Source organism: Streptomyces sp. NPDC056987, from assembly GCF_042673865.1.
Lineage (GTDB): Bacteria > Actinomycetota > Actinomycetes > Streptomycetales > Streptomycetaceae > Streptomyces.
In genome coordinates this window covers 48,409-71,781 of sequence record NZ_JBHURV010000037.1, presented here as the reverse complement: position 1 = coordinate 71,781, position 23,373 = coordinate 48,409, and the positions used below count along the sequence as shown (strand labels likewise).

The window sequence follows — 23,373 nt, the reverse complement described above, 5'->3', positions numbered from 1 at the left end:
TAGGACGACTTTCGGTAGGGGCCCACAACCTCAAAGGTCACGACGCTGCCTTGGCATGGGCCAGGAAAGCCTGCCACCCGGCGGAAGCGAAGTGCAGGGAAGGCCGGGCGTGGTCCTTGCTGTCGCGTACGGCGCGGCCGCCGTTGGCGATGGGGGCCACCTCGACGCAGTTGCTCTCCGGTCCGGAGTACGAGGACTTCCGGTACGGACCTATGACGTCAACGGTCACGATGTGTCTTCCTTGTAGCTCCGCAGTACGCCCCGGATGAGCCGAGCGCTCGCCTCGGGTGCCAGTGCTGCCGATCGTAGTTGGTCGAATGCGTTGGAGTAAGCGGTCAGGTCGTCGGCCGCTTCAAGAACGGATGTCCCCCGCAGGTTCTCCAGCGTCACAGCTTCCACCGTCGGTTCGGAGTCGAAGCTGAAGGTAGCGAAAGCTGAGGTGAGGCTCGCCACCGGCCCTGCGGTGAACGGCAGCGCCTGGATAGTGACGTTCTTGCGTTTCCCCACCTCAAGGAGGTGCGCCAACTGCTCCCGATGAGTGTCGATGTCGACCAAGGGGTGCCTGATGATCGGCTCCCAGATGATGGCCGCGTACGTGGCTCCGCCGTCATCGATTTTCGCCTGTCGACCCATGCGCACCTTGATCAGTTTCTCAGTCCGTTCCGGGGCGATGTAATCGAAGGAGGCAGCGGTGACGGCTTCGGCGTATGCGGCGGTCTGGAGCAAGCCCGGGAACATGACGGGTTGCCAGTCCCGGATATACGTGGCGTCGTCCTCCAGCGAGATGTGGTCGAGGTAGTCCGCACGCAGATGCGCGGCATGCTCCAACCACCACCCGCGCCGCTTCGACGTCTTGGCCAACTCCTCGTACCGCGCCACCTTTTCGCGGTTCGTCTCCCCGTAAGCGGCCATGAGCAGGCGGACATCGATGACGCGGCACGTCACATGCCCGCTCTCCATGCGGCTGATCTTGGCCGCAGACGCGGCGATCACCTCGGCCGCCGCCGGCTGGTCCATCTTCGCCGCGTGCCTGTATCGCCGGAGTGCCGCACCGAGTCGCCTGCTGCGCACCGTCGGCTTCCCACCATCGGGCATGGCGTTCCCCTCTCTTCAGGTGCCTAAGTCTGCAACTCCCCAATACGGCACGGCTAGTCACTCGTTCGAGCTAATGACTGCATGCTTGCATCCAAGATGGGTTGCAACCAGGGGCCGCGCAGCCCTAGCCTCACCACACGCGCCGTCAGCGACTCGCTACGCAGCGCGAAATCGACCATGCGCCAGCCTGGGGGTACCCCATGCCCACACACCTCTTCGCGGAGCCCTTGCGCGACACCTTCCGCATTCCGAAACGCAAGAAGCACGTGCCGGCCGCACGGGCCCGTGTCAGAGAGACCCTGGAGAAGTGGGGGCTCGAACAGCTCGCCCCGGAGGTCGAGTTGGCGGCCTCGGAACTCGTCACCAATGCCGTCCGCCACTGCCGGGTGAGCTTCGCCGAGGTCGAGGTGACCGTTCATGTCGACTGGGGCGACCTGGTGTTGGAGGTCGCCGACCCGGACCGCGCCAGGCTGCCCCAGATCCGGGAAGGCCGCCCCGAGGACGAGGAGGGCGGGCGCGGGCTGCTGCTCGTGGCCGCGCTGGCCGAGGAGTGGGGGTGCCGGGAGCTGGCGTACGGGAAGTGTGTGTGGGCGCGGTTCACCCTGAACGGGCGGCCGGGGTGACGGGGCTGCCGCGCCGCGCGCTCCGGTGGCGCCGTAACCGACCACCCTCGCCCGCCACCAACGCGCCCGGCGTGCGCGGGAGGCGCAGAGGCGCGTCCGCCGTGGTCCGGGTCCGCCGCGCCGAAAGGCCGTGTTCCGCACCGGCTCGTCCTGACCCATGATGAGGTGCCGGGCGGCGGCCTCGGCGCGGCGGCGAGTGTCCCAAGAGGAGGTTCCTGGTGAGTGAGTCGAGGGAGACGGACGCCGAGGTGATCGTGGTGGGCGCGGGGCCGGCCGGCTCGTCCGCCGCCTTTCACCTGGCCAAGGCGGGCGTCGATGTGTTGCTTCTGGAGAAGTCCCACTTCCCCCGGGAGAAGGTGTGCGGAGACGGTCTGACCCCCCGGGCGGTGCACCAGCTGATCCGGATGGGGATCGACATCAACGCCCCGGGGTGGATGCGGTCACGCGGTATGCGCTGGGTGGCCGGGAGCTTCCAGGTCCATATCGAATGGCCCGGCCTGGGGAGTTACCCCGATTTCGGTCTCTCGCGCAGCCGGCACGATTTCGACGACATCCTGGCCCAGCACGCGGCAGCCGCCGGGGCACGGCTGCTCAACGGCGTGAAGGTGACCCACCCTGTGCTCGATCGCTCCGGCCGTGTCGTCGGTGTCAGCGGCGTCGGCGTGGCCGCCGGGTCGAAGGACGCCAAGGGGTCGAAGGAAGCGGAGGAGGCGACCGTGTACCGCGCGCCGATCGTCATCGCCGCCGACGGCGCCTCGGCCCGCCTCGCCCTCGCCCTGGGGCTGCAACGGGACAAGAACCGGCAGATCGCGACGGCCGCGCGCCGTTACTACCGCAGCCCGGAGCGTTCCCAGGAGGAGTATCTGGAGCTGTGGGCCGACCTCCGCTTCCCGGGGACGGACCGCTATCTGCCCGGATACGGCTGGATCTTCCCGATGGGCGACGGCCGGGTCAATGTCGGGCTCGGCGCGCTGCCGCACCGGCGGTACGGGAAGGTCGAGCTGCGGCCCGCCCTGGACCAGTGGCTGGCCCGCACCCCTCACGCGTGGGGACTGCGCGAGGAGAACGCCGAGGGCCCCGTGCGGAGCGCGGCGCTGCCCATGGGCTTCAACCGGCATCCTCTGTACACCCGGGGGCTCCTTCTGGTCGGCGACTCGGGCGGCATGATCAGCCCCTGGAACGGCGAGGGCATCGCCCAGGCGCTGGAGGCCGGCGAGGTCGCGGCCGGGAGCGCCGCACTCGCCCTGGCCCTTCCCCGGGGGCCGAAGCGGGAACGTATCCTGCTCAACTACCCCGTGGAGATGAACCGCCGCTGGGGGCGCTACTACCGCCTCGGCAACACCGCCGCCGACCTCGTCTTCAGCCGGTCGGGCTTCCAGCCGCTCCTCAACCGCTACGTCCTGGGCTCGCCGTTCCTGCTCAAGGCCCTGGCCCGGCTGCTCACCGACCTCACCGACAAGCCTTCGCGCGACACGATCGACCACCTGATCAATACGGCGGTCCGCCTCGTCCCTTCGCCACCGGTCCGGCGCAGGGCGCGGCCGGGCGGTGCGGTCAGTCCTTGACGATCACGGTCTCGACGCCCGGGAGCCCCTTGTCCCACCAGTGCCCGTAGCGCCGGTAGACGGCCGGATCGCGGCCGGCGAGCAGCGCGGACAGCTGCTCGGCCTCCTCGGTCAGACCGCGCCACACGGCCCTGTCGAGCCGGTGGAAGGCGGTCAGTTCCAGCCCGCCCGCGACCGCGCGCCACACTCCGGCCACCCGCCCGTCGACGAGCAGGCAGGGCAGCATGTCGCCGTTGCGCCGGACGACCAGGGGCCGGTACTCCGGGGGCAGCACCCGCCCTGGGATCGCGTGGGCCAGCAGCGTGCTGTCCCACATCGGCAGCAGCCTCGGCGGCGCCGGAGTGTCCTCGGCGGGCACGGTCGCTCCGGCCACGTCGAACAGGGCGGCGCGGCCCGGACCCGCCACCCGCACCACCTGGTCCCCGAGCGCGTGCAGCGCCTCCGTGATCACCGCGCGCCCGAGCAGGGTGAACCGGGCGAAGTCCGGGGCCGACGCGGGCCCGAACGCCCGCAGATAGCCGAGCAGCAGCCGCTGCACCCCGGCCGCCGCGTCCGGTACGTCCGGTGACGCGGCCCCGGGGGCCGTGGTCGAGGCGCGGTAGGCGTTCGGCAGGGTGAACGACCAGGGGCCGCCGGTCGGCGCGTGATGTATCGGCGCGTACGTACGCAGCGCCCACCACACCCGGTGCGCGTGCTCGCCGAACCGCCCCGTGACCTCTTTCTCCACTTCGGCCCCGGTGCGGGGCCGCGCCAGGTACGCGGCAAGCCGCGGGAGCAGCGCGTCGGCGTCGGTGCGGGTCAGGCCGGTCGAGGTGAAGCGCCGGTCGTGGAGCCGCGCCGACCGCAGCGTGCCGAGCATGGCGGCGTGATACGGCGCGTAGTCCTCGGCATGGACGGCGTGCAGGGTGATCCGCATGAGGGTCGCCTTCACGATCCGGCGGTCCGCGAACGCCGCGTCCAGATCCTCCGGCACGAAATCCCGCACGCGGTTCCACAGCGCCAGATACGGTGACGCGGCGGTCTGCGCCTGCACCGCACACACCCGGCGGACGGCCTCCGCCACGTCGAGGCGCCTGCGTTCGAGCAGGAGTTGACGGTCCAGGGTGGCCAGGGCGAGCTGCCGGGCGGTGAGGCTCATGGCCGGATTATGCCGCCCCTCGAACTGCGCCTCCGCGACCTCCCCCTCAGCCGTCCTCGCCTTCCGCTTCCCCCTCAAGCTCCCCCTCCGTCTCCAGGAACACCGCGCGCAGCGCCGCCAGCGTCTCCGGGTCCGGCTTCTCCCACATGCCGCGTGACTCCGCCTCCAGCAGCCGCTCCGCGATGCCGTGCAGGGCCCAGGGGTTGGCCTCCTGGAGGAACTGGCGGTTCTCCGGGTCCAGGACATACGTCTCGGTCAGCTTGTCGTACATCCAGTCGGCGACCACGCCCGTCGTGGCGTCGTACCCGAAGAGGTAGTCGACCGTCGCGGCCAGCTCGAACGCGCCCTTGTAGCCGTGGCGGCGCATCGCCTCGATCCAGCGCGGGTTGACCACGCGGGCGCGGAAGACGCGGGACGTCTCCTCGACCAGGGTGCGGGTGCGGACGGTCTCCGGGCGGGTCGAGTCGCCGATGTACGCCTCGGGGGCCGTGCCCTTCAGCGCGCGTACGGTGGCGACCATGCCGCCGTGGTACTGGAAGTAGTCGTCCGAGTCCGCGATGTCGTGCTCGCGCGTGTCGGTGTTCTTGGCGGCCACCGCGATCCGCTTGTACGCGGTCTCCATCTCGCCGCGCGCCGGGCGCCCGTCGAGTTCGCGGCCGTACGCGTAGCCGCCCCACACCGTGTAGACCTCGGCGAGGTCCGCGTCCGTACGCCAGTCGCGGCTGTCGATGAGCTGGAGGATGCCCGCGCCGTACGTACCGGGCCGGGAGCCGAAGATACGGGTCGTGGCGCGCCGCTCGTCGCCGTGTTCCGCCAGGTCCGCCTGGGCGTGGGCGCGGACGAAGTTGGACTCGGCCGGTTCGTCCAGCGCGGCGACGAGCCGTACCGCGTCGTCCAGCAGCCCGATCGCGTGCGGGAACGCGTCGCGGAAGAAGCCGCTGATGCGCAGGGTGACGTCGATGCGGGGCCGGTTCAGTTCCGCCAGGGGGACCGGTTCCAGGCCGGTGACCCGGCGGGAGGCGTCGTCCCACACCGGCCGGACGCCCAGCAGCGCGAGCGCCTCCGCGATGTCGTCGCCCGAGGTGCGCATCGCGCTCGTCCCCCAGAGGGAGAGCCCGACCGAGGTCGGCCAGTCGCCGTTGTCGGTGCGGTAGCGGGTGAGGAGGGAGTCCGCGAGGGCCTGCCCGGTCTCCCAGGCGAGCCGGCTCGGCACGGCCTTCGGGTCGACGGAGTAGAAGTTGCGGCCGGTCGGCAGGACGTTGACCAGGCCGCGCAGCGGGGAGCCCGACGGGCCCGCCGGGACGAAGCCGCCGCTCAGGGCGTGGACGACATGCTCGATCTCGTCGTCCGTGCCGGCCAGCCGCGGGACGACCTCGCGGGCCGCGAAGTCCAGGATGTCCGCCACCGGGCCGGGCAGCCCGGCGGCCACGGAAGGCACCGCCGCCGGGTCCCAGCCCGCGTCCTCCATCGCCTGGACGAGCGCGCGGGCCCGCTCCTCCGCGTCGTCGGCGGCGGTGCGGGTGGCGGCCGACTCGTCGAGGCCGAGGGCCTCGCGCAGGCCGGGCAGCGACGACGTACCGCCCCAGATCTGCCGGGCGCGGAGGATCGCGAGGACGAGGTTGACGCGCGCCTCGCCGGTCGGGGCGGAGCCGAGGACATGCAGTCCGTCGCGGATCTGCGCGTCCTTGACCTCGCAGAGCCAGCCGTCGACATGGAGCAGGAAGTCGTCGAACCCGTCGTCGTCCGGGCGCGCTTCGAGCCCGAGGTCGTGGTCGAGCTTGGCGGCCTGGATCAGCGTCCAGATCTGCGCGCGGATCGCGGGCAGCTTCGCCGGGTCCATCGAGGAGATCGCCGCGTACTCGTCGAGCAGCTGCTCCAGGCGCGCGATGTCGCCGTACGACTCGGCGCGCGCCATCGGCGGTACGAGGTGGTCCACGAGCGTGGCGTGCACGCGCCGCTTCGCCTGTGTCCCCTCGCCCGGGTCGTTGACGAGGAACGGGTAGATCAGCGGCAGGTCGCCGAGCGCGGCGTCCGGCGCGCAGGAGGCGGACATCCCGGCGTTCTTGCCGGGCAGCCACTCCAGGTTGCCGTGCTTGCCCAGGTGGATCATGGCGTCGGCGCCGAACCCGCCGTCGTGGCGGGGCGCCTGGATCCAGCGGTACGCGGCCAGGTAGTGGTGCGAGGGCGGCAGATCGGGGTCGTGGTAGATCGCGATCGGGTTCTCGCCGAAGCCGCGCGGCGGCTGGATGAGGATCAGCAGATTGCCGCGCCGCAGCGCGGCGAGCACGATGTCGCCGTCCGGGTCGCCGCCCGCGCCGACCCGGCTGCGGTCGAGGAACATCTCGCCGGGCGGCGGCCCCCAGTGCCGCTCGACGGAGGCGCGCAGATCGGCGGGGAGCTGCCCGTACCAGCGCCGGTAGTCGGCCGCGGGTATGCGGACGGGGTTACGGGCGAGCTGCTCCTCGGTGAGCCATTCCTGGTCGTGGCCGCCCGCGTCGATGAGCGCGCGGATCAGCTCGTCGCCGTCGCCGGACTCCAGCCCGGGCACGGGCCCGTCCGGCTCCGTACCGAAGTCGTACCCGTCGGCCTCCAGCCGCCGCAGCAGTGCGACGGCGCTGGCCGGGGTGTCGAGGCCGACGGCGTTGCCGATGCGGGAGTGCTTGGTGGGGTACGCGGAGAGGACCAGCGCGACGCGCTTCTCGGCGTTCGTACGGTGGGACAGCGAGGCGTGGCGCACAGCGATCCCGGCGACGCGCGCGGCCCGCTCGGGGTCGGGTACGTACGCGGGCAGCCCGTCCTCGTCGATCTCCTTGAAGGAGAACGGGACGGTGATCAGGCGCCCGTCGAACTCCGGCACGGCGACCTGCGAGGCGGCGTCCAGCGGCGTCAGCCCCTCGTCGCTCTCCTCCCAGGCGGCGCGGCTGCCGGTGAGGCAGAGGGCTTGCAGGATCGGTAGGTCGAGCGCGGCGAGCGCGCCCGCGTCCCACGCCTCGTCGTCGCCGCCGGCCGACGCCTGGGCGGGCTTGGTGCCCCCGGCGGCGAGCACGGTGGTGACGATCGCGTGGGCCTCGCCCAGGGCGGCCAGCAGTTCGGGTTCGGGCGCGCGCAGCGACGAGACGAAGAGGGGGAGGGGCCGGGCTCCGGCGTCCTCGATCGCCGAGCACAGGGTCTCCACGAAGGCGGTGTTGCCGCTCATGTGGTGGGCGCGGTAGTAGAGGACCGCGACCGTCGGGGCCACCTCCGCCACCGAATGGCCGGGCCGGCCGAAGCGCGGCGGCCTGACCTTGCGCTCCAGCCGGCCCCAGGTGGGCGCGGCGGCGGGCGGTTCGAAGCCGTGGCCGGTCAGCAGGACGGTGTCGGAGAGGAACCGCCCGAGCTGCTCCAGGTTGGCCGGCCCGCCGTGGGCGAGGTAGGCGTGCGCCTCGGCGGCGATCCCGATGGGGACGGTGGACGCCTCCATGAGCTGTGCGTCGGGCGCCTGTTCACCGGTGAGGACCACGACCGGGACCTCGCGGGCGAGGAGCGCGTCGATGCCGTCCTGCCAGGCGCGCAGCCCGCCGAGGAGGCGTACGACGACGAGGTCGGCGCCGTCCAGCAGTGCGGGCAGTTCGTCGAGCGCGAGCCGGGCGGGGTTGGCGAACCGGTACGGGACCGGGCCCCCCGCCGCGTTGGCGGCACGGGCGCTGAGCAGATCGGTGTCGGACGTCGACAGGAGCAGCAGCATGCGGCGTCTGGCCTTCCTCGGGGTCCGCGCCCCGGGCGGGTGTGGAGGACGGCGGGAGTTCCTGGCTCACCCGGCGGCCGGAGCTGCCGGGTTCACAGTGGCGGGACCGCGCCGGGTTCGCACCGGGCTTCCTCCCCATGACGCCGTCACTGGCGTGCGGCGGGCCTGACGGGCCCGCCGTCTGCATAGTAAGTGCTGAGGTCACGGGCGGGGAGGGCGCCTGGACGAGTGGGTCCGTGGCGAGGACCACGTGGGTATGCTCGCGGCCATGCCGCCCACCTCGCCAACACCCGTGAACCGGGACGAAGCCACCGCGCGCGCTCCGTCCCCGGGCGCGGTGCGCGATGCCGTACGGGTACGGGGTGACGCCGTACGGGTACGGGGTGATGCCTGCCCCGGCGCGCTGCGGCTGCACGCCGCCGACGACGGCGCGCTGGCCCGACTCCGGCTGCCCGCAGGCCTGTTGACGCATCGTCAGGCACAGGTCCTGGCGGACGCGGCGGAGCGCCTGGGCGACGGTCACCTGGACCTCACCTCCCGGGGCAACGTCCAGCTCCGGGGGCTGGACGCGGGGTGCGGCGGCGAGCTGGCGGCACTGCTGGACGGGGCGGGGCTGCTGCCGTCGGAGGCGCACGAGCGGGTACGGAACATCGTCGCCTCGCCGCTGGCCGGCCTCGACGGACTCGGCACGGGGGACGTGCAGTTGTGGGCCCGGCGGCTGGACGAGCTGCTGTGCGCGAGCGACGCGGCGACGGGGCTCTCCGGGCGCTTCCTCTTCGCGCTGGACGACGGCCGGGGCGATGTGGCCGCGCTGGGCGCGGATGTGACGTTGCTCGCACGGCGGGACGGCGCGGTGACGGTACGGACCGGGGCGAACCAGACCGGAACCAATCAGGCCAGGACGAACCATCCGGACGTACGGGGCGCGGTCGTACGGGTCCCGTACGTACGGGTTCCGGCCGCCGACGCCCCGCGCGCGGCCCTGCTGGCGGCGGAGGCCTTCCTCACCGTGGCGCGTGCGAGCGGCACGGGCGCCTGGCGCGTTCAGGACCTGCCGGCCGAGTCCGCGCGGGGGCTGTCGGCGGCGGTGACGGAGCGCCTGACGGCGGCCGGGATCGAGGCCCTGCCGACGGATTCGGGGGACGCGCGGGATACGGCCGCCCCCGGCCCGGCTCCCGAACCCGCCCCGGCCGCGGCTCCTGCCCCGGCCCCGGCTCCTGCTCCGGCCCCCGGGCTGATCTCCTCCCCCGGCGGAACGGTGGCGCTCTCCGCGTACCCGCGGCTCGGCAGGCTGAGCGTGACCCAGTGGCGGCTCCTGCTGACCGAGGGCACCGGCCTGCGGCTGACGCCCTGGCGCGGGGTGATCGTCCCCGGCCTGGCTCCCGAGGCCGCCGCCGGTCTCCTCGGGCGCCTCCGTACCGCCGGACTGGTCACCGAGCCCGGCTCCCCCTGGCTCGGCGTCGGCGCCTGCACCGGGCGGCCGGGGTGCGCCAAGGCGCTCGCGGACGTACGGGCCGACGCCGCCGCGGCCGTGGCCGTGGCCGGAGCAGCAGCGGGCCGGGGCGTGGACCGGGACGGCCTGCCCGTGTACTGGTCGGGATGCGAGCGGCGCTGCGGTCACCCGCAGGGCGACCGGGTGGACCGGGTCGCGACCGGGGAGGGCCGCTACACCGTCTCCGTACACCGAGGCGACAACGCGGGGCAGACAACGTGAAGAAGACAAAGCAGCCGTGACGAGATGAGCGAAACCACAGTGTTCGACTATGAGAAGGACGGCGCGGAGATATACCGCCAGTCGTTCGCCACGATCCGCGCCGAGGCGGACCTCGCCGGGCTGCCCGCCGACGTCTCCCAGGTCGCGGTGCGGATGATCCACGCCTGCGGCATGGTCGACCTCGTGCGCGACCTGGCCTTCACCCCCGGTGTGGTGGCCCGCGCCCGCGCGGCGCTGCGCGCGGGCGCGCCGATCCTGTGCGACGTGCAGATGGTCGCGAGCGGGGTCACGCGCAAGCGGCTGCCCGCCGGCAACGACGTGCTCTGCACGCTCTCCGACCCCGCCGTGCCCGGCCTCGCCGCCGAGTTGGGGACGACGCGCAGCGCCGCCGCGCTGGAGCTGTGGCGGGACCGGCTGGAGGGCGCGGTCGTCGCCGTCGGCAACGCGCCGACCGCGCTCTTCCGGCTGCTGGAGATGGTCGAGGCGGGCGCGCCGCGCCCGGCGGCCGTCATCGGCGTCCCGGTCGGCTTCATCGGCGCGGCCGAGTCCAAGGACGCGCTGGCCGGCCACCCCGCCGGCCTGGAACACCTGGTCGTACGGGGACGGCGCGGCGGCAGCGCCCTCGCGGCGGCGGCCATCAACGCGATCGCGAGCGAAGTGGAATGACCGAGAACCCCACGGCCCCGACGGCCCCGACGGCCCTGGCCGACAAGACCGATACGACCGACACGGCGGACGAGACCGGTGGCCTCCGCACCGGGCGGCTGTACGGCGTCGGCCTCGGCCCGGGCGACCCGTCCCTGATGACCGTACGGGCCGTCCAGGTCATCGCCGAGGCGGATGTGGTCGCGTATCACAGCGCCCGCCACGGCCGCTCCATCGCGCGCTCCATAGCCGCCGCGCACCTGCGCGCGGACCACATCGAGGAGCCGCTGGTCTACCCGGTCACCACCGGCACCACCGACCATCCCGGCGGCTACCAGGGCGCGATGGACGAGTTCTACGCGGAGTCCGCCGCCCGGCTCGCCGCCCATCTCGACGCGGGGCGCACGGTCGCGGTGCTCGCGGAGGGCGATCCGCTCTTCTACGGCTCGTACATGCACATGCACAAACGGCTGGCCGACCGTTATCCGACCGAGGTCGTCCCCGGGGTGACCTCGGTGAGCGCCGCCGCCGCGCGGCTCGGCACCCCGCTCGTCGAGGGCGAGGAGGTGCTGACGGTCCTGCCGGGCACCCTGCCCGAGGAGGAGCTGACGGCCCGGCTGGCGTCGGCGGACTCGGCGGTGGTGATGAAGCTGGGCAGGACGTTCCCGGCCGTACGGCGGGCGGTCGAGCGGGCGGGGCGGCTGGCGGACGCGCGGTACGTGGAGCGCGCGACGATGAGCGGGGAGCGCACGGGCGCGCTGGCGGAGACGGACCCGGACTCGGTGCCGTACTTCTCGGTGGCGGTGCTGCCGAGCCGCGTGGCCGCGACGCCCTTCGCGGTGCCTTCGCCGACGGCGCCCGTCGCGGGCTCGGGCTCCGGTTTCGGCTCCGGCTCCGGCTCCGGAGAGGTCGTCGTGGTGGGCACGGGCCCGGCGGGTCCGCTGTGGCTCACTCCCGAGACGCGCGGCGCGCTGGCCGCCGCCGAGGATCTGGTCGGCTACACCACCTATCTGGACCGGGTTCCGGTCCGGCCGGGCCAGCGGCGGCACGGCTCCGACAACAAGGTGGAGTCCGAGCGCGCCGAGTTCGCCCTCGACCTGGCGCGGCGGGGCCGCCGCGTGGCCGTCGTCTCCGGCGGTGACCCGGGTGTCTTCGCGATGGCCACGGCCGTACTGGAGGCCGCGTCGGCCGACCCGTACCGGGAGATACCCGTACGGGTCCTCCCGGGCGTGACCGCCGCCAACGCCGCCGCCGCGCGCGCCGGTGCGCCCCTCGGTCACGACTACGCCGTGCTCTCGCTCTCCGACCGCCTCAAGCCGTGGGAGGTCATCGCGGAACGGCTGCGCGCGGCGGCGCGCGCGGACCTGGTGCTCGCGCTCTACAACCCGGGCTCCCGCAGCCGCGACTGGCAGGTCGGCAAGGCCCGCGAACTGCTGCTGGAGCACCGCGCCCCGGACACCCCGGTCGTGCTCGGGCGCGATGTGGGCGGGCCGGAGGAGAGCGTGCGGATCGTACGACTGGCGGAACTCGACCCGGCGCAGGTGGACATGCGGACCATCCTGATCGTCGGTTCGTCGCAGACGGTGACCGTACGGCGAGGAGGAAGCGGGCAAGGGGGAAGCGGCGGCGAGGAGATCGTCTGGACCCCGCGCCGCTACCCGGAGCCTTCCCCGTCTCCGGAGCCGTCCCCGCCACCCGCCTCTTCGCCCGCCCCTTCCGAGAGGTGAGCCACCCACGCCGCCGCGTCCTCGGCGGTCTCCACAACGGTCACCCCCGACGGCACGGGCGGCCGGCGCACCACCACGACCGGAATCCCCGCCTCCCGGGCGGCGGTGAGCTTGGGCGCGGTCGCCGCGCCGCCGCTGTCCTTGGTCACGACCACATCGATCCGGTGGTGCCGGAGCAGCTCGCGCTCCCCGTCGAGCGTGAAGGGTCCCCGGTCGAGCAGGGTCTCCGTACGGGCCGGGTACGGCGGTTCGGGCGCGTCCACGGACCGTACGAGGAACCAGTGGCGGTCGAGTTCCGGGCCCGCGAAGGCGGCGAGCCCCATCCGCCCCGTGGTGAGGAAGACCCTGCGGGCCCCGCCGAGCCCGCGCAGCGCCTCGGCGGCGCCGGCCAGCGTGCCGACCGTACGCCAGTCGTCGCCGGGCACGGGCGCCCAGGAGGGGCGGCGCAGCGCCAGCAGGGGGACGGCGGCGGTGGCGGCGGCGAGGGCCGCGTTCCGGCTGATGGCCGCGGCGAAGGGATGGGTGGCGTCGACGAGCGCGTCCACCCGGTCCTCGCGCAGCCGGCGCGCCAGCCCGTCCGCCCCGCCGAACCCGCCGACGCGCACCTCCCCCGGCGGCAGCACGGGCCGGGCGACGCGCCCGGCGAGGGACGTCGTCACGCGCAGCCGCGGGTGGAGCAGTTCCGCGAGGCGGCGCGACTCGGTGGTCCCGCCGAGGATCAGCACGTGCAAGGACAACGGAACTCTCCATGACGGACGGCGTTACGGGTACGGGTACGGGGACGGGCAAAGGAGCAGGCGGCCGCGACGCCCAACTCAAGCACACCGGTCTGCGGCCCGGCTGGACCACCGGTGCCTGCGCGACGGCGGCGACGACGGCCGCGTACACCGCCCTGCTGACGGGCGGGTTCCCCGACCCGGTGACGGTCACTCTGCCGAAGGGGCAGACCCCGGCGTTCGCGCTGGCGGTGGAGGAGCTGTCCGACGGGGCGGCCATGGCGGGCGTGGTCAAGGACGCGGGCGACGACCCGGACGTCACGCACGGCGCGCTGGTCCGCGCGACGGTGCGGCTGCTGCCGGCGGGCGCGGGCGTCGTCTTCCGGGCGGGCCCCGGCGTGGGGACGGTGACGCGCCCCGGGCTGCCCCTGGAGGTCGGCGAACCGGCGATCAACCCGGTCCCGCGTCAGCTGATGCGGGCCCATGTGGCGGAGGTGGCACGGCGGCACGGCGGCACGGGCGACGTGGAGATCACGGTCGCGGTGGACGACGGCGAGGAGATCGCCCGGTCGACCTGGAACCCGCGCCTGGGCATCCTGGGCGGCCTGTCCGTCCTCGGCACCACGGGGGTGGTCGTCCCGTACTCCTGCTCTGCGTGGATCGACTCGATCCGGCGGGGTGTGGACGTGGCGCGCGCGGCGGGGCGCCGGCACGTGGCGGGGTGCACGGGCTCGACCTCGGAGAGGACGGTTCTGTCGGTGCACGGGCTGCCGGAGGACGCGCTGCTGGACATGGGCGACTTCGCGGGGGCGGTCCTCAAGTACATCCGCCGCCATCCGGTCGACCGCCTCACGCTCTGCGGGGGCTTCGCGAAGCTCTCGAAACTGGCGGCGGGCCATCTCGACCTGCACTCGGGGCGCTCCCAGGTGAACAAGGCGTTCCTGGCGGAACTGGCCTCGGCGGCGGGCGCGGACCCAGCACTGGCGGCCCGGGTCGCGGAGTCCAACACGGGCCTGGAGGCGCTGCGCCTGTGCGAGGCGGCGGGCGTGGCGCTGGGCGACGCGGTGGCGGTACGGGCCAGGGCGGAGGCGCTGGCGGTGCTGCGGGGCGCGCCGGTGGCGGTGGACGTGATCTGCGTCGACCGGGCGGGGGCGGTGGTGGGGCGCAGCGAGCCGAGCACCGGGGGCACGACGGGCGCGGCGCGGCCCTCGTAGGCCCGCGGCTCGTCCCGTAGGCCCGTAGCACCTCAGGCTCCCGCACGGGGGGGCTCACGTCCCGCACACCGGGCCCGCCGGGACGTCCGCCGCCACCGCCGCGCGGTCCTCGTCCGTGAGCGCGCGCTGTCCCGTCACCGTACAGAGCGTGCGGATCCAGGCCTCGGGGTCGAGGCGTACGGCGATCACCTGGCGGCCGTCGGTGGCCATGACCGTCGAGCCGTCGGCGGACACGGCCGGGAAGGCGCCCGCGCGCCGGTACGCCGCCCCGAAGTCGTAGGACCGCTCGTACGAGCGCTGTCCGGCGCGGTAGATCCGTACCCTCCCCGTGTCCGCCACGAGGAAGCCGCCGTCCTCGTCGATGAACTCGGCGGCGTACCGCCCCTCCCACTCACCGATCCCGCGCATCGGGCCGAGTTCCCTGCGCAGGGGATCGAGCCGCCACAGCTCCCAGACCCCGCCCGTACGGAAGACCGCCATGAACCGCCCGCCCTTGTCGAACCGGACGCCGGTCGCGCCGCCGCCGATGCCGATCCGCAGCCCCTTCACCTCGCGGCCCGCGCGGATGTCCACGACACGGACGGACGTGCCGTCGAGGACCGCGACATGCCCGGCCTCGGGGTACGACCAGGTGACGGGCTGAGCGAACGAACCGGTGCCGTCCCCGGCGATGCCCAGGTCGCGCAGGTCGACGGTGTGCGTACGCCGGCCGGTCCTGGCGTCGCGGCGTTCGACGACGGTCCCGGTGGTGACGAGGAGGTGGCGGTCGCCGTCGAACCGGAAGTCGGAAGAGGCGGTCGCCTCGACGGGGACGCTGCTGACCAGGCGGAGCGACGGCACCTCGCGGATCTGGATCTCCCTGCCGCGTACCGGCTCCGCGACGAGGGAGCCGTCGCCGTTGGTACGGAGCGTCTCCCGGCCCCATTCCGGAGACGGCCGTTCGGCCGCGGCGATTTCTTCGAACCTCTGGCCCACCCTGTCCGTCCGCAGCAGCCTCAGGGCCCCCGCCGCACTGATCGCGGTGGAGCCGTCGGGCGTGAGTGCGGCGTAGAAGAACGGTCCTTGCGGCAGGGTCTCCTGCTCGTCGGACTCCTCGGAAGGGACGGCGTTGAGGGTGACACCGGCCCCGTCGTGACTCAGCAGCCCGAGCCGGCCCTCGTCGTCCACCAGCCGTCCGTGGATCACCCGCGGGCTTCCGAGGCCCGCCGACACGGAACCCGCCGTGCCGGTCTCGCTCTCCGTACCGGCGGCGTAGAGGAACGTGTCGTCCCGGGTGTCGGCGATCTCCACCACCGAACCGGAGAGGTTCTGGGCGACGGCGATGCGCCGGCCCGTGCGGTCGAGCGCCAGGTGCTCCTTGCACTGCCTGCCGGTGTACCGTCCGCGCTCCTTCCCGTCCGCCACCTGGATCACGTGGTAGACGCCCTTCTCCTTCGCCGGGAGGACCCGGCAGTAGGCCAGCGCCGTACCGTCGCCGGACACCTGGGCCTGCGCCACCCCGGTCACCACGGTGCGGGGCGGGCGCGAGCCCTCGTACGCCAGCACGGACGTGCTGTTCGCGCGGTCCGCGTCCGGGCCCGTGGTCAGATCCGCGGGTGGCCTTCCGGTGGCCAGTACGGTGTCCCGGTCCTGGCCGAACCAGACCGCGTCGAAGCGCGCCATGCCCGCAGGCGGCGAGATCGTCCGGACGCGGGCGCTCCGGTCGGTGAGGTCCCAGACGACGATGTCCCCGTCGATCCCGGCCGCGATCCGGCTCCCGTCCGGCGAGACGGCGGCGCTCCGGACGGAGGTCCCTTCACGGGTCACCGGCGGTCCCCCGGGCGCCGTCCACGCCCGGCCGATCAGCGCGTCCGGGCCCGGCTCCGGGTCCGGGCTTCCCTCCGCGCGCACGTCGTGCCAGACCAGCGTCCCGTCCGTGCCGACGTACCCCGCGCCCGTCCCGTCCCGCGCGACCACCGGGTAGTGCGCCTTCGTGCCCGCCGGGAGGTGGACCCGCCGTACCTGTTCCGCTGCCCCTTGCCCTTCTTCCTCTTCGCCGTCGTCCCGTACGAAGAGCGTGGCCCGCCCCAGCACGCTGACGGCCAGCACCACCCGGCCGTCGTCGCTCGCGGCGATCCGCTCGATCCGGCCGAGCGCCCCCGAGAGCAGCGAGCGCGTCCGGCCGTACGCGAGGTAGCTCTGGAGCAGCGCGTCGCGCGCGGACTCCGTGGGTGAGCGGCGGTACGCGGCGACCGCGACCAGCGCCGAGAGCGCGGGGTCCGTGGTGCGCAGGTCCGTGGACGCGGCCGCCAGGGAGCGGGAGCCCGCCTCGGCCGTACGTTGCTCGGTCACCCCTGTCTGGTAGACGAAGAGCGTGCCCAGGACGGCCGCCAGCGCCAGCACCGTACCGATCACCGAGAACAGCCCGCGCCGGCGTCTGACCCGGCGCCGTTCGTGGTCCCGGCCGCGCCGCAGGAAGCCGGCGTCCGCCTCGCTCAGCTCCGCGTCCCGCTCGCGCTCCCAGCGCCGCGCCGCGTCCAGCGCCGACGCCGCCGGGAGCAGGTCGGGCGCGTGGCCGGCGGCCTCCCAGCGTTCCCGGTCGTGGCGGAGCGCTTCCCGCCAGGCCAGGAAGTCCCGGTCGCGCTCCACCCACGCGCCGAGCCGGCCCCAGGCGCTGATCAGCGCCTCGTGGGCGAGTTCGACGGTCTCCCGCCGCTCCCCGTCGAGGCCGATGACCACCAGCCGCTCCCCGGCCAGCGCGCGGGCCAGGCTCCACTCCGCCTCCCCCAGTTCGGCGCGGGGGACGACGCGGCGGGTGGCCCCGAGGCCGCCGAGCGGGAGCCGGACCAGGCGGGTGAAGAGCCGCCGCGCGATGTCCTCCTCGCCCGTGGCGCCGCCGGCCAGTTCGTTCGGTTCGTCCCGGCCGGTATCCGCCGCCCCGGACGCCCCGCGCACCTCGCGCCGCCACACGGCCTCCGCCCGCTCGGCCAACGCGCCGCTGACGCCGCCGAGTTCCTCGTACGCCCGGTGCGTGAGCAGACCGCCGTGCTGCCGTTCCCAGAGCTGGTCGAGCGTGAACTCCAGCAGCGGCAGCACCCCTTGCCCGTCGCCGCAGTCGTCGAGGATGCGCTGCGCCAGGCCGTCCGCGTACCGGACGGCGGGAACGGCCTCGACCGGCCGGACGACGGCCTCGCGCACCTGCTCGCCGGACATCGGCAGCAGGAGCAGCGACTTGCCGCGTACGGCGCGCCCGAGGCCGGGCCGGGCGGTGACCGCTTCCAGGAAGTCGGCGCGGAGCGTGGAGACGACGCGCAGCGCGGCCGGCGGCCGGGCGGGGAAGAGAACGGCGACCGCCCGCGCGACCGAAACCGGCCCGGAATCGGTCTCGGTCTCGGTCTCGGAATCGGGCCCGGAGTCACGATCGGGCTCGGGCTCGTCCGCGAGCAGTTCCTCCAGCTGGTCGATGACGACGACCAGGCCCCGTACCCCTTCCCCTTCCTTCTCCCTCTCCCTCTCGCCCTGCCGGCGCTCCGTCAGTTCGGCGAGGATCCCCGCGAGCCCGTGCTCGGCGATCTCGGCCGCCACCGCGCGGCTCTCGCTCCGCAGCGCGCCGCCGGTCAGCTCCGGCCGGGTGAGCCGCGCCAACTCCCGTGCCAGGCCGCCCAGAAGGCCGGAAGGGCCGCTCGGGCGTACCACCACGACGGCGTACCCGGCCCGCCGCAGCCGGGGCACCGCACCCGCCCGTACCACCGACGACTTGCCGCAGCCCGACGGGCCGAAGACCGTGACCACCGGGTGCTCGGTCACCAGCGCCGCGACCTCGTCGCTCTCCTCGTCCCTGCCGAAGAAGACGTCGCCGTCGGTCTCCTGGAACGCCGACAGGCCCCGGAACGGCGACGGCGGCAGCACGGCCGCCCGCAGCGACGGTACGGCGCCGAGCAGCGCCCGGGTCGGGATGAGGAAGGCGGAGGGCCGGGTACCGTCGGCGGCGACCACCATGCCGACGACGGAGGCCAGCCGTTCGTCCCACACCGGCGCGCCGCTGAAGCCGCCGCTGATCTCGTGGTTGCCGTCCACCGCCCGCTCGAACTGCAGCCACCCCGTTCCCTGCCGCGCCCGCAGCACCCCGGCGTGCCAGACGCCGTCCGGGTAGCCCGCCGGGAAGCCGAGGGCCCGTACGGGATGCCCCCACACGTCGTCGGCCTCGGTCATGCGCAGGGGTACGGAGCCGGGCAGCGGGGCCCGTAAGCGCAGGACGGCGATGTCCTCGGCGCCGGACGCGCCGCCGTCCGCCGGCCAGTGCGCCGGCTCCACCGTCGCGAGTGCCGGGGGCGCGGCCCCGGAACCGGTGCCCGGGCCGCCGTTCAGCGGCAGGTCCACCTCGACCACCGCCCCCTCCGCGGGGCGCTCGCCGGGGCGCAGCCCGAGCGCGGAGGCCACGACATGGGCACAGGTCAGGGCCAGTTCACCGGTGACGAGAAAGCCCGCGCCGACGACCGTGCCGTCATCGGGAGCCCGGACTCTCAGGACGGCGGCGGCAAGCGGTGGTTCGGCGGCGTACACGGAACTCCCCCTCGGAGCGACCCCGGACGGCGGGCAACGCCTTACAACACCCAGGACCACATGGACGTTTATTGGCTATTTATTGAACGTTTCTTTGCCTTCCCCAGAATGACGCACAGATGGCTGCCCGTCAGGTCATCACAGTGAACACGTCAAGGGGGATTTGACATGGCCACGATTGAATTCGATCACGTGAAGTACGGCAAGACGGACGCATGCGTCAAAAGCTTCCAGAAGGCGCTCATCGCCAAGGGAGGCAAGATCCCGTCCGGCCCCACCGGTCTGTACGGCCCGGAGACCAAGGCCGCCTGCACCAAGTTCCAGAAGGCCCAGGGGTGGACCGGCAGCAACGCGGACGGGCTGCCGGGGCCGCAGACCTTCGCCCTCCTCGGGCTCAAGGACGGCGGCCACAAGACGGGGAGTTCGAGCAGCAAGGTGGCCTCACCCGTGCCCGGCTACGGCACCAACGCCGGTAACCCGTACGGCAAGCCCGGAAGCTACCAGGCCGGTTTCCACACCGGCAGCGACTACCCGGCACCCAAGGGGACCAAGGTCGTCGCCGTACGCGCCGGCACCATCGCCGTGTCGGACAACAACGGCCAGTCGTACGGCACCTGGATCCACCTGAACGCCGACAACGGCAGGACCTACGTCTACTGCCACCTGTCCAAGCGCAGCGTCTCGGTCGGCGACAAGGTCAAGGCGGGCGAGAAGCTCGGCGAGGTCGGCTCCACCGGCAACTCGACCGGCCCGCACCTGCACCTCGAAGACCGGCCCAAGGGCGGCGGCTACGGGAACGTCCGCAAGCCGTCCTGGTGAACACGGCTCCGCACAGCCACGTACACCACGACGGAAAGGAAGTCTCCTCATGGCACCACCACTGTCCGCCTCGGCCTTCCTCGCGGCGCTGCGCGCCGAGGGCGTGAAGGTCAAAGAGGTCGGCGACTGGCGTACGCACAACCGCAACCACAAGGGCCTCTGGGGCCCGGTCAACGGAGTGATGGTCCACCACACCGTCACCTCGGGCACCACGGGCTCCGTGGCGATCTGCCGCGACGGATACGCCGCGCTGCCGGGACCGCTGTGCCACGGCGTCATCGACAAGACGGGCGTCGTCCACCTCGTCGGCCACGGCCGGACCAACCACGCCGGGGGCGGTGACCCGAAGGTCCTCGCGCGCGTGATCGCGGAGGACTACGGCGACCGGCCGCCCAGGCCCACCCGGGGCAACGCCGACGGCGAGGACGGCAACGCCCGGTTCTACGGCTTCGAGTGCGTCAACCTCGGTGACGGGAAGGACCCGTGGCCGGAGGCCCAGCTCGACGCGATCGAGCGGGTGGGCGCGGCGATCTGCCGTGCGCACGGGTGGAGCGCGCTCAGCGTCATCGGGCATCTCGAATGGTCCAACGACAAGATCGACCCCAAGGGGTTCGGAATGCCCGGCATGCGCGACCGGATCGCCGGGCGGCTGAAGACCACCCCTGCCAAGAAGTGAGCGTCACCGGAATGTAGTCACGCGGGGGACGGCGGGACACGGAGAAGGTATCCGTGCCCCGCCGTACCGGTGCGTGCGTGCCCGGGCGCGGACTCCGCCGTACCCGTACGAGCGCTACGAGCGCTACGAGCAGCCCGTGACGCCGTCGCTGTCGATGGCGCAGTCGCCGTCACGATCGCGCTCCGCCGAGTACAGGTGGCTGTCCCTGAACTGCTCCGCGCCCAGCGTCCTGCCCACCATGATCACCGCTGTCCGCACCACCCCCGCCGCCTTCACCTGCGCGGCGATCCCGTCCAGCGGCCCGCGCAGCACCAGTTCGTCGGGGCGGCTGGCCATCGCCACCACCGCCGCCGGGCAGTCCGCGCCGTAGTGCGGCAGCAGTTCCGCCACCACCCGGTCCACGTACCGCGCCGCCAGGTGCAGCACCAGCAGCGCGCCGCTGCGGCCGAGCGTCGCCAGGTCCTCGCCCGCCGGCATCGGGGTGGCCCGCTGGGCGACCCGGGTCAGGATGACCGTCTGGCCGACCGTCGGCACGGTCAGCTCCCGCTTGAGCGCGGCGGCGGCGGCCGCGAACGCCGGTACGCCCGGGACCACTTCGTACGGCACACCCGCCGCGTCCAGCCGCCGCATCTGCTCGGCCACGGCGCTGAAGACGGACGGGTCTCCGGAGTGCAGCCGCGCCACGTCGTGACCCTCGCCGTGCGCCCCGACCAGTTCGGCGGTGATGGCGTCGAGGTCCATCCTGGCGGTGTCGATCAGGCGCGCGTCCGGCGGGCACTCCGCCAGCAGTTCGCGCGGGACCAGGCTGCCCGCGTACAGGCACACCCGGCACTCGGCGAGCCTGCGGGCGCCGCGCACCGTGATCAGGTCGGCGGCGCCGGGGCCCGCGCCGATGAAGTACACCGTCATCGTTCTTCTCCTGCTCCTGCTCCTGAGGCCGGGGCCGGCGCCGGCCCCGCTGCCGATCCTGGGGCTTTCGTGACCGACCACTGCGTGACCGGCATCGCCTGCCGCCACCCCGTGAAGCCGCCGACCGGCACCGCGTGCGCGACCGCCAGCCGCACCAGTTCCCCGCCGAACCTGCGGTACCGGTCGGCCAGCAGCGCCTCCGACTCCAGCGTCACCGTGTTCGCGACCAGCCGGCCGCCCACGGGCAGCGCCTCCCAGCAGGCGTCGAGCAGGCCCGGCGCGGTCAGCCCGCCGCCGATGAACACCGCGTCGGGTACCGGCAGTCCGGCGAGCGCGGCGGGCGCCGCGCCGACGGCGACGCGCAGCCCGGGGACACCGAGCGCCCGCGCGTTCCGGCCGATGCGCTCGGCGCGCGCCGGATCGCGTTCCACGGACACCGCCCGGCAGGACGGGTGCGTACGCATCCACTCCACCGCGATGGAACCGGACCCGCCCCCGATGTCCCACAGCAGCTCCCCCGGCGCGGGCGCCAGCGCGCCCAGCGTGGCGGCGCGCACATGGCGTTTGGTGAGCTGTCCGTCGTGCTCGTACGCCGTGTCCGGCAGCCCGGGTACGGCGCCGAGGCGCGGCGCGCCGGGCGCGCGGCGGCACTCGACCGCCACCACGTTGAGCGGGTCCCCGGCCGGACCGGCCCATGCGTCGGCGGTGGCCGTACGGTGCCGCTCGCGCTCCGAGCCGAGCTGTTCGAGCACATGCAGCGGGCTCGGCCCGTAGCCGCGCGCGCGGAGCAGCGCCGCCACCTCCCCGGGCGTCCCGGCCCCGGCGCTGAGCACCAGCACCCGGCGGCCGTCGTGCAGCGCGGCGGTGAGGCGTTCGGCGGGGCGGCCGACGAGCGTGACGACCTCCGTCTCCTCCACCGGCCAGCCGAGCCGGGCGCAGGCGTACGAGACGGACGACGGATGCGGCAGCACGCGCAGCGCCGCCGCGCCGACGACCTCGCCGAGCGCCCGCCCGATCCCGTAGAACATCGGGTCCCCGCTGGCCAGTACCGCGATCCGGCGTCCGGCGTGCGCGGCGAGCAGGCCGGGCACGGCGGGGCGCAGCGGCGACGGCCACGCCACCCGCTCGCCCGCGCACTCCGCGGCCGGCAGCAGGCCGAGCTGGCGGGGCCCGCCGATGACCACGTCCGCCCCGCGCAGGGCCTCCCGCGCCGCGCCGGAGAGCCCGGCCCAGCCGTCCGCGCCGATCCCGACCACGGTCACCGGCCGACCCGGGGCCGACGGCACCGCATCAGGGGCCGACGATGCGGACGGCGCGGGACCAGGGGGCGGGACGCTCACTGCCGTACACCTCTGAGCTGGGAGAAGACCGACCCCGCACTCTACTGTCCGGCCGCCCGCGGCTCCCCGACGGGTGCCCCGGGCGGCACGACGGCGGCATCGGCCACCGCCCGCGGCCGGAGCATCCGCTCCGCCAGTTCCCCGAAGATCAGCCCGAAGGCCGTCCAGAGCAGCGCCTGCACCCCGAGCGACGCGAGCCGGAACTCCCACAGCAGCGCCGCGGGGAAGGACGCGGGGACGGCGTCCGCGTTGGCGGGCAGCACCAGACAGGCGACGGCGACGACGGCCACGTAACCGGCGCCCGCGGCGAGCGACGCGTTCCAGTTGCCGAGCCGGGGTGCCAGCCTTCTCCCCGCGATGACGGCGATGACCGCCAGCAGGACGCTGAGCAGGATCATCAGGAAGAACAGGGTCGTGCGCCTGCCGATCGTGTCCGGATTGCCCACGGCGGGCGGCGTCGCCGGATACTTCAGGAACGGCACCAGGTAGACGGTCGTGAAGGCGGCCCCCGCGACCAGCGCCGAGGTCGCCCGCGGCCCGAACCGGCCGATCCTGCCCAGGCTCACCGCGAAGACCAGCGAGGCGATCCCGCCGAGGGCCACCCCGTACACCAGCACACCGGTGGCGAGCCCGAACGTCGACTGGACCGGCCTGCTGACCAGTTCCTCCTCCTCTTCCTCTCCCGCTTCCCCCGCGGGTACGGGGTCCGCCGCGGCGCCGTGCTGATGCGCCGGGGCGGACCGGGTCTCCTCCTGCGCGATGGAGTCCCGTACGGAGGGCTCACCCGCGAAGTAGGCCAGCACGAACGCGAGAAGTCCGGCCAGTACGCCCGCGACCATGCCGCGGACCAGGAGGTTTCTGACGGTGAAGGCATGCATGCGCGTCATCTCCGCTGTCGCTGCTGTTTCCGCTGTCCGCTGTCCGCT

16 protein-coding genes, 1 pseudogene and 1 riboswitch are annotated in these 23,373 nt (G+C 73.8%); of the genes and pseudogenes, 8 read left to right on the top strand and 9 right to left on the bottom strand.

The window, feature by feature from the left end:
• Positions 1–37 precede the first annotated feature (37 nt).
• Both ACFTZC_RS32810 and ACFTZC_RS32805 read right to left on the bottom strand, forming a co-directional pair.
• Complete coding sequence (locus ACFTZC_RS32810) at positions 38–229, bottom strand: DUF397 domain-containing protein (RefSeq protein WP_382895920.1); 192 nt, start codon at positions 227–229, stop codon at positions 38–40.
• Positions 226–1,095: a DUF5753 domain-containing protein gene (locus ACFTZC_RS32805; RefSeq protein ID WP_382895918.1), complete on the bottom strand. Its 870-nt coding sequence runs from the start codon at positions 1,093–1,095 to the stop codon at positions 226–228. Before ACFTZC_RS32805 ends, ACFTZC_RS32810 begins: the two co-directional genes overlap by 4 nt.
• Before the next feature lie 200 nt (positions 1,096–1,295).
• On the opposite strand from ACFTZC_RS32805, the gene ACFTZC_RS32800 reads away from it, so the two are divergent.
• Positions 1,296–1,718, top strand: a complete 423-nt coding sequence (locus ACFTZC_RS32800; RefSeq protein WP_382895916.1) for an ATP-binding protein — start codon at positions 1,296–1,298, stop codon at positions 1,716–1,718.
• 218 nt (positions 1,719–1,936) lie between these two features.
• Positions 1,937–3,283: a geranylgeranyl reductase family protein gene (locus ACFTZC_RS32795; protein ID WP_382895914.1), complete on the top strand. Its 1,347-nt coding sequence runs from the start codon at positions 1,937–1,939 to the stop codon at positions 3,281–3,283.
• Here the strand turns inward: ACFTZC_RS32795 and ACFTZC_RS32790 are convergent.
• Positions 3,273–4,421, bottom strand: a complete 1,149-nt coding sequence (locus ACFTZC_RS32790) for a winged helix DNA-binding domain-containing protein (RefSeq protein ID WP_382895912.1) — start codon at positions 4,419–4,421, stop codon at positions 3,273–3,275. The genes ACFTZC_RS32795 and ACFTZC_RS32790 overlap by 11 nt on opposite strands.
• 46 nt (positions 4,422–4,467) lie before the next feature.
• Entirely contained in the window at positions 4,468–8,145 is a 3,678-nt protein-coding gene (gene cobN, locus ACFTZC_RS32785; protein ID WP_382895910.1) for a cobaltochelatase subunit CobN, read from the bottom strand.
• Between the two features lie 55 nt (positions 8,146–8,200).
• A riboswitch (cobalamin riboswitch) is annotated at positions 8,201–8,279 on the bottom strand.
• Between the two features lie 134 nt (positions 8,280–8,413).
• Between cobN and cobG the strand changes: the two genes are divergently transcribed.
• The 3 genes from cobG to ACFTZC_RS32770 are packed head-to-tail and all read left to right on the top strand — an operon-like array spanning position 8,414 to position 12,231.
• On the top strand, positions 8,414–9,859 hold the full coding sequence (gene cobG, locus ACFTZC_RS32780; RefSeq protein ID WP_382895909.1) for a precorrin-3B synthase: 1,446 nt from the start codon (positions 8,414–8,416) through the stop codon (positions 9,857–9,859).
• A 39-nt stretch (positions 9,860–9,898) separates the two neighbouring features.
• On the top strand, positions 9,899–10,525 hold the full coding sequence (locus ACFTZC_RS32775) for a precorrin-8X methylmutase (protein WP_382895944.1): 627 nt from the start codon (positions 9,899–9,901) through the stop codon (positions 10,523–10,525).
• The gene (locus ACFTZC_RS32770; protein WP_382895907.1) at positions 10,522–12,231 is read left to right on the top strand and encodes a precorrin-2 C(20)-methyltransferase; all 1,710 of its coding nucleotides are present in this window, start codon (positions 10,522–10,524) and stop codon (positions 12,229–12,231) included. Before ACFTZC_RS32775 ends, ACFTZC_RS32770 begins: the two co-directional genes overlap by 4 nt.
• Here ACFTZC_RS32770 and ACFTZC_RS32765 read toward each other — a convergent pair.
• Positions 12,159–12,962, bottom strand: a complete 804-nt coding sequence (locus tag ACFTZC_RS32765; RefSeq protein ID WP_382895943.1) for a cobalt-precorrin-6A reductase — start codon at positions 12,960–12,962, stop codon at positions 12,159–12,161. The two genes, ACFTZC_RS32770 and ACFTZC_RS32765, sit on opposite strands and share 73 nt — an antisense overlap.
• A gap of 17 nt (positions 12,963–12,979) precedes the next feature.
• On the opposite strand from ACFTZC_RS32765, the gene ACFTZC_RS32760 reads away from it, so the two are divergent.
• Positions 12,980–14,161 carry a cobalt-precorrin-5B (C(1))-methyltransferase gene (locus ACFTZC_RS32760; RefSeq protein WP_382895905.1) on the top strand — a complete coding sequence of 394 codons (1,182 nt, stop codon included), beginning with the start codon at positions 12,980–12,982 and terminating at the stop codon, positions 14,159–14,161.
• A 54-nt stretch (positions 14,162–14,215) separates the two neighbouring features.
• Here the strand turns inward: ACFTZC_RS32760 and ACFTZC_RS32755 are convergent, their stop codons facing one another.
• Positions 14,216–18,703: a trypsin-like peptidase domain-containing protein gene (locus ACFTZC_RS32755; RefSeq protein ID WP_382895903.1), complete on the bottom strand. Its 4,488-nt coding sequence runs from the start codon at positions 18,701–18,703 to the stop codon at positions 14,216–14,218.
• A gap of 168 nt (positions 18,704–18,871) precedes the next feature.
• On the opposite strand from ACFTZC_RS32755, the gene ACFTZC_RS32750 reads away from it, so the two are divergent.
• Together ACFTZC_RS32750 and ACFTZC_RS32745 are read left to right on the top strand one after the other, a co-directional pair.
• The gene (locus tag ACFTZC_RS32750) at positions 18,872–19,522 is read left to right on the top strand and encodes a peptidoglycan DD-metalloendopeptidase family protein (RefSeq protein ID WP_382895901.1); all 651 of its coding nucleotides are present in this window, start codon (positions 18,872–18,874) and stop codon (positions 19,520–19,522) included.
• Positions 19,523–19,571: 49 nt separating this feature from the next.
• Positions 19,572–20,189 (top strand): annotated as a pseudogene (locus ACFTZC_RS32745) (N-acetylmuramoyl-L-alanine amidase); the annotation flags it as partial.
• Positions 20,190–20,321: 132 nt separating this feature from the next.
• Here the strand turns inward: ACFTZC_RS32745 and cobM are convergent.
• The 3 genes from cobM to ACFTZC_RS32730 all read right to left on the bottom strand — a co-directional run bounded on the left by cobM (position 20,322) and on the right by ACFTZC_RS32730 (position 23,325).
• A complete protein-coding gene (gene cobM / locus ACFTZC_RS32740; protein ID WP_382895899.1) occupies positions 20,322–21,107 on the bottom strand; it encodes a precorrin-4 C(11)-methyltransferase in 786 nt (261 codons plus the stop codon).
• Positions 21,104–22,369, bottom strand: a complete 1,266-nt coding sequence (gene cbiE, locus ACFTZC_RS32735; protein WP_382895898.1) for a precorrin-6y C5,15-methyltransferase (decarboxylating) subunit CbiE — start codon at positions 22,367–22,369, stop codon at positions 21,104–21,106. Before cbiE ends, cobM begins: the two co-directional genes overlap by 4 nt.
• 119 nt (positions 22,370–22,488) lie before the next feature.
• The gene (locus ACFTZC_RS32730; protein ID WP_382895896.1) at positions 22,489–23,325 is read right to left on the bottom strand and encodes a CbtA family protein; all 837 of its coding nucleotides are present in this window, start codon (positions 23,323–23,325) and stop codon (positions 22,489–22,491) included.
• Positions 23,326–23,373 lie beyond the last annotated feature (48 nt).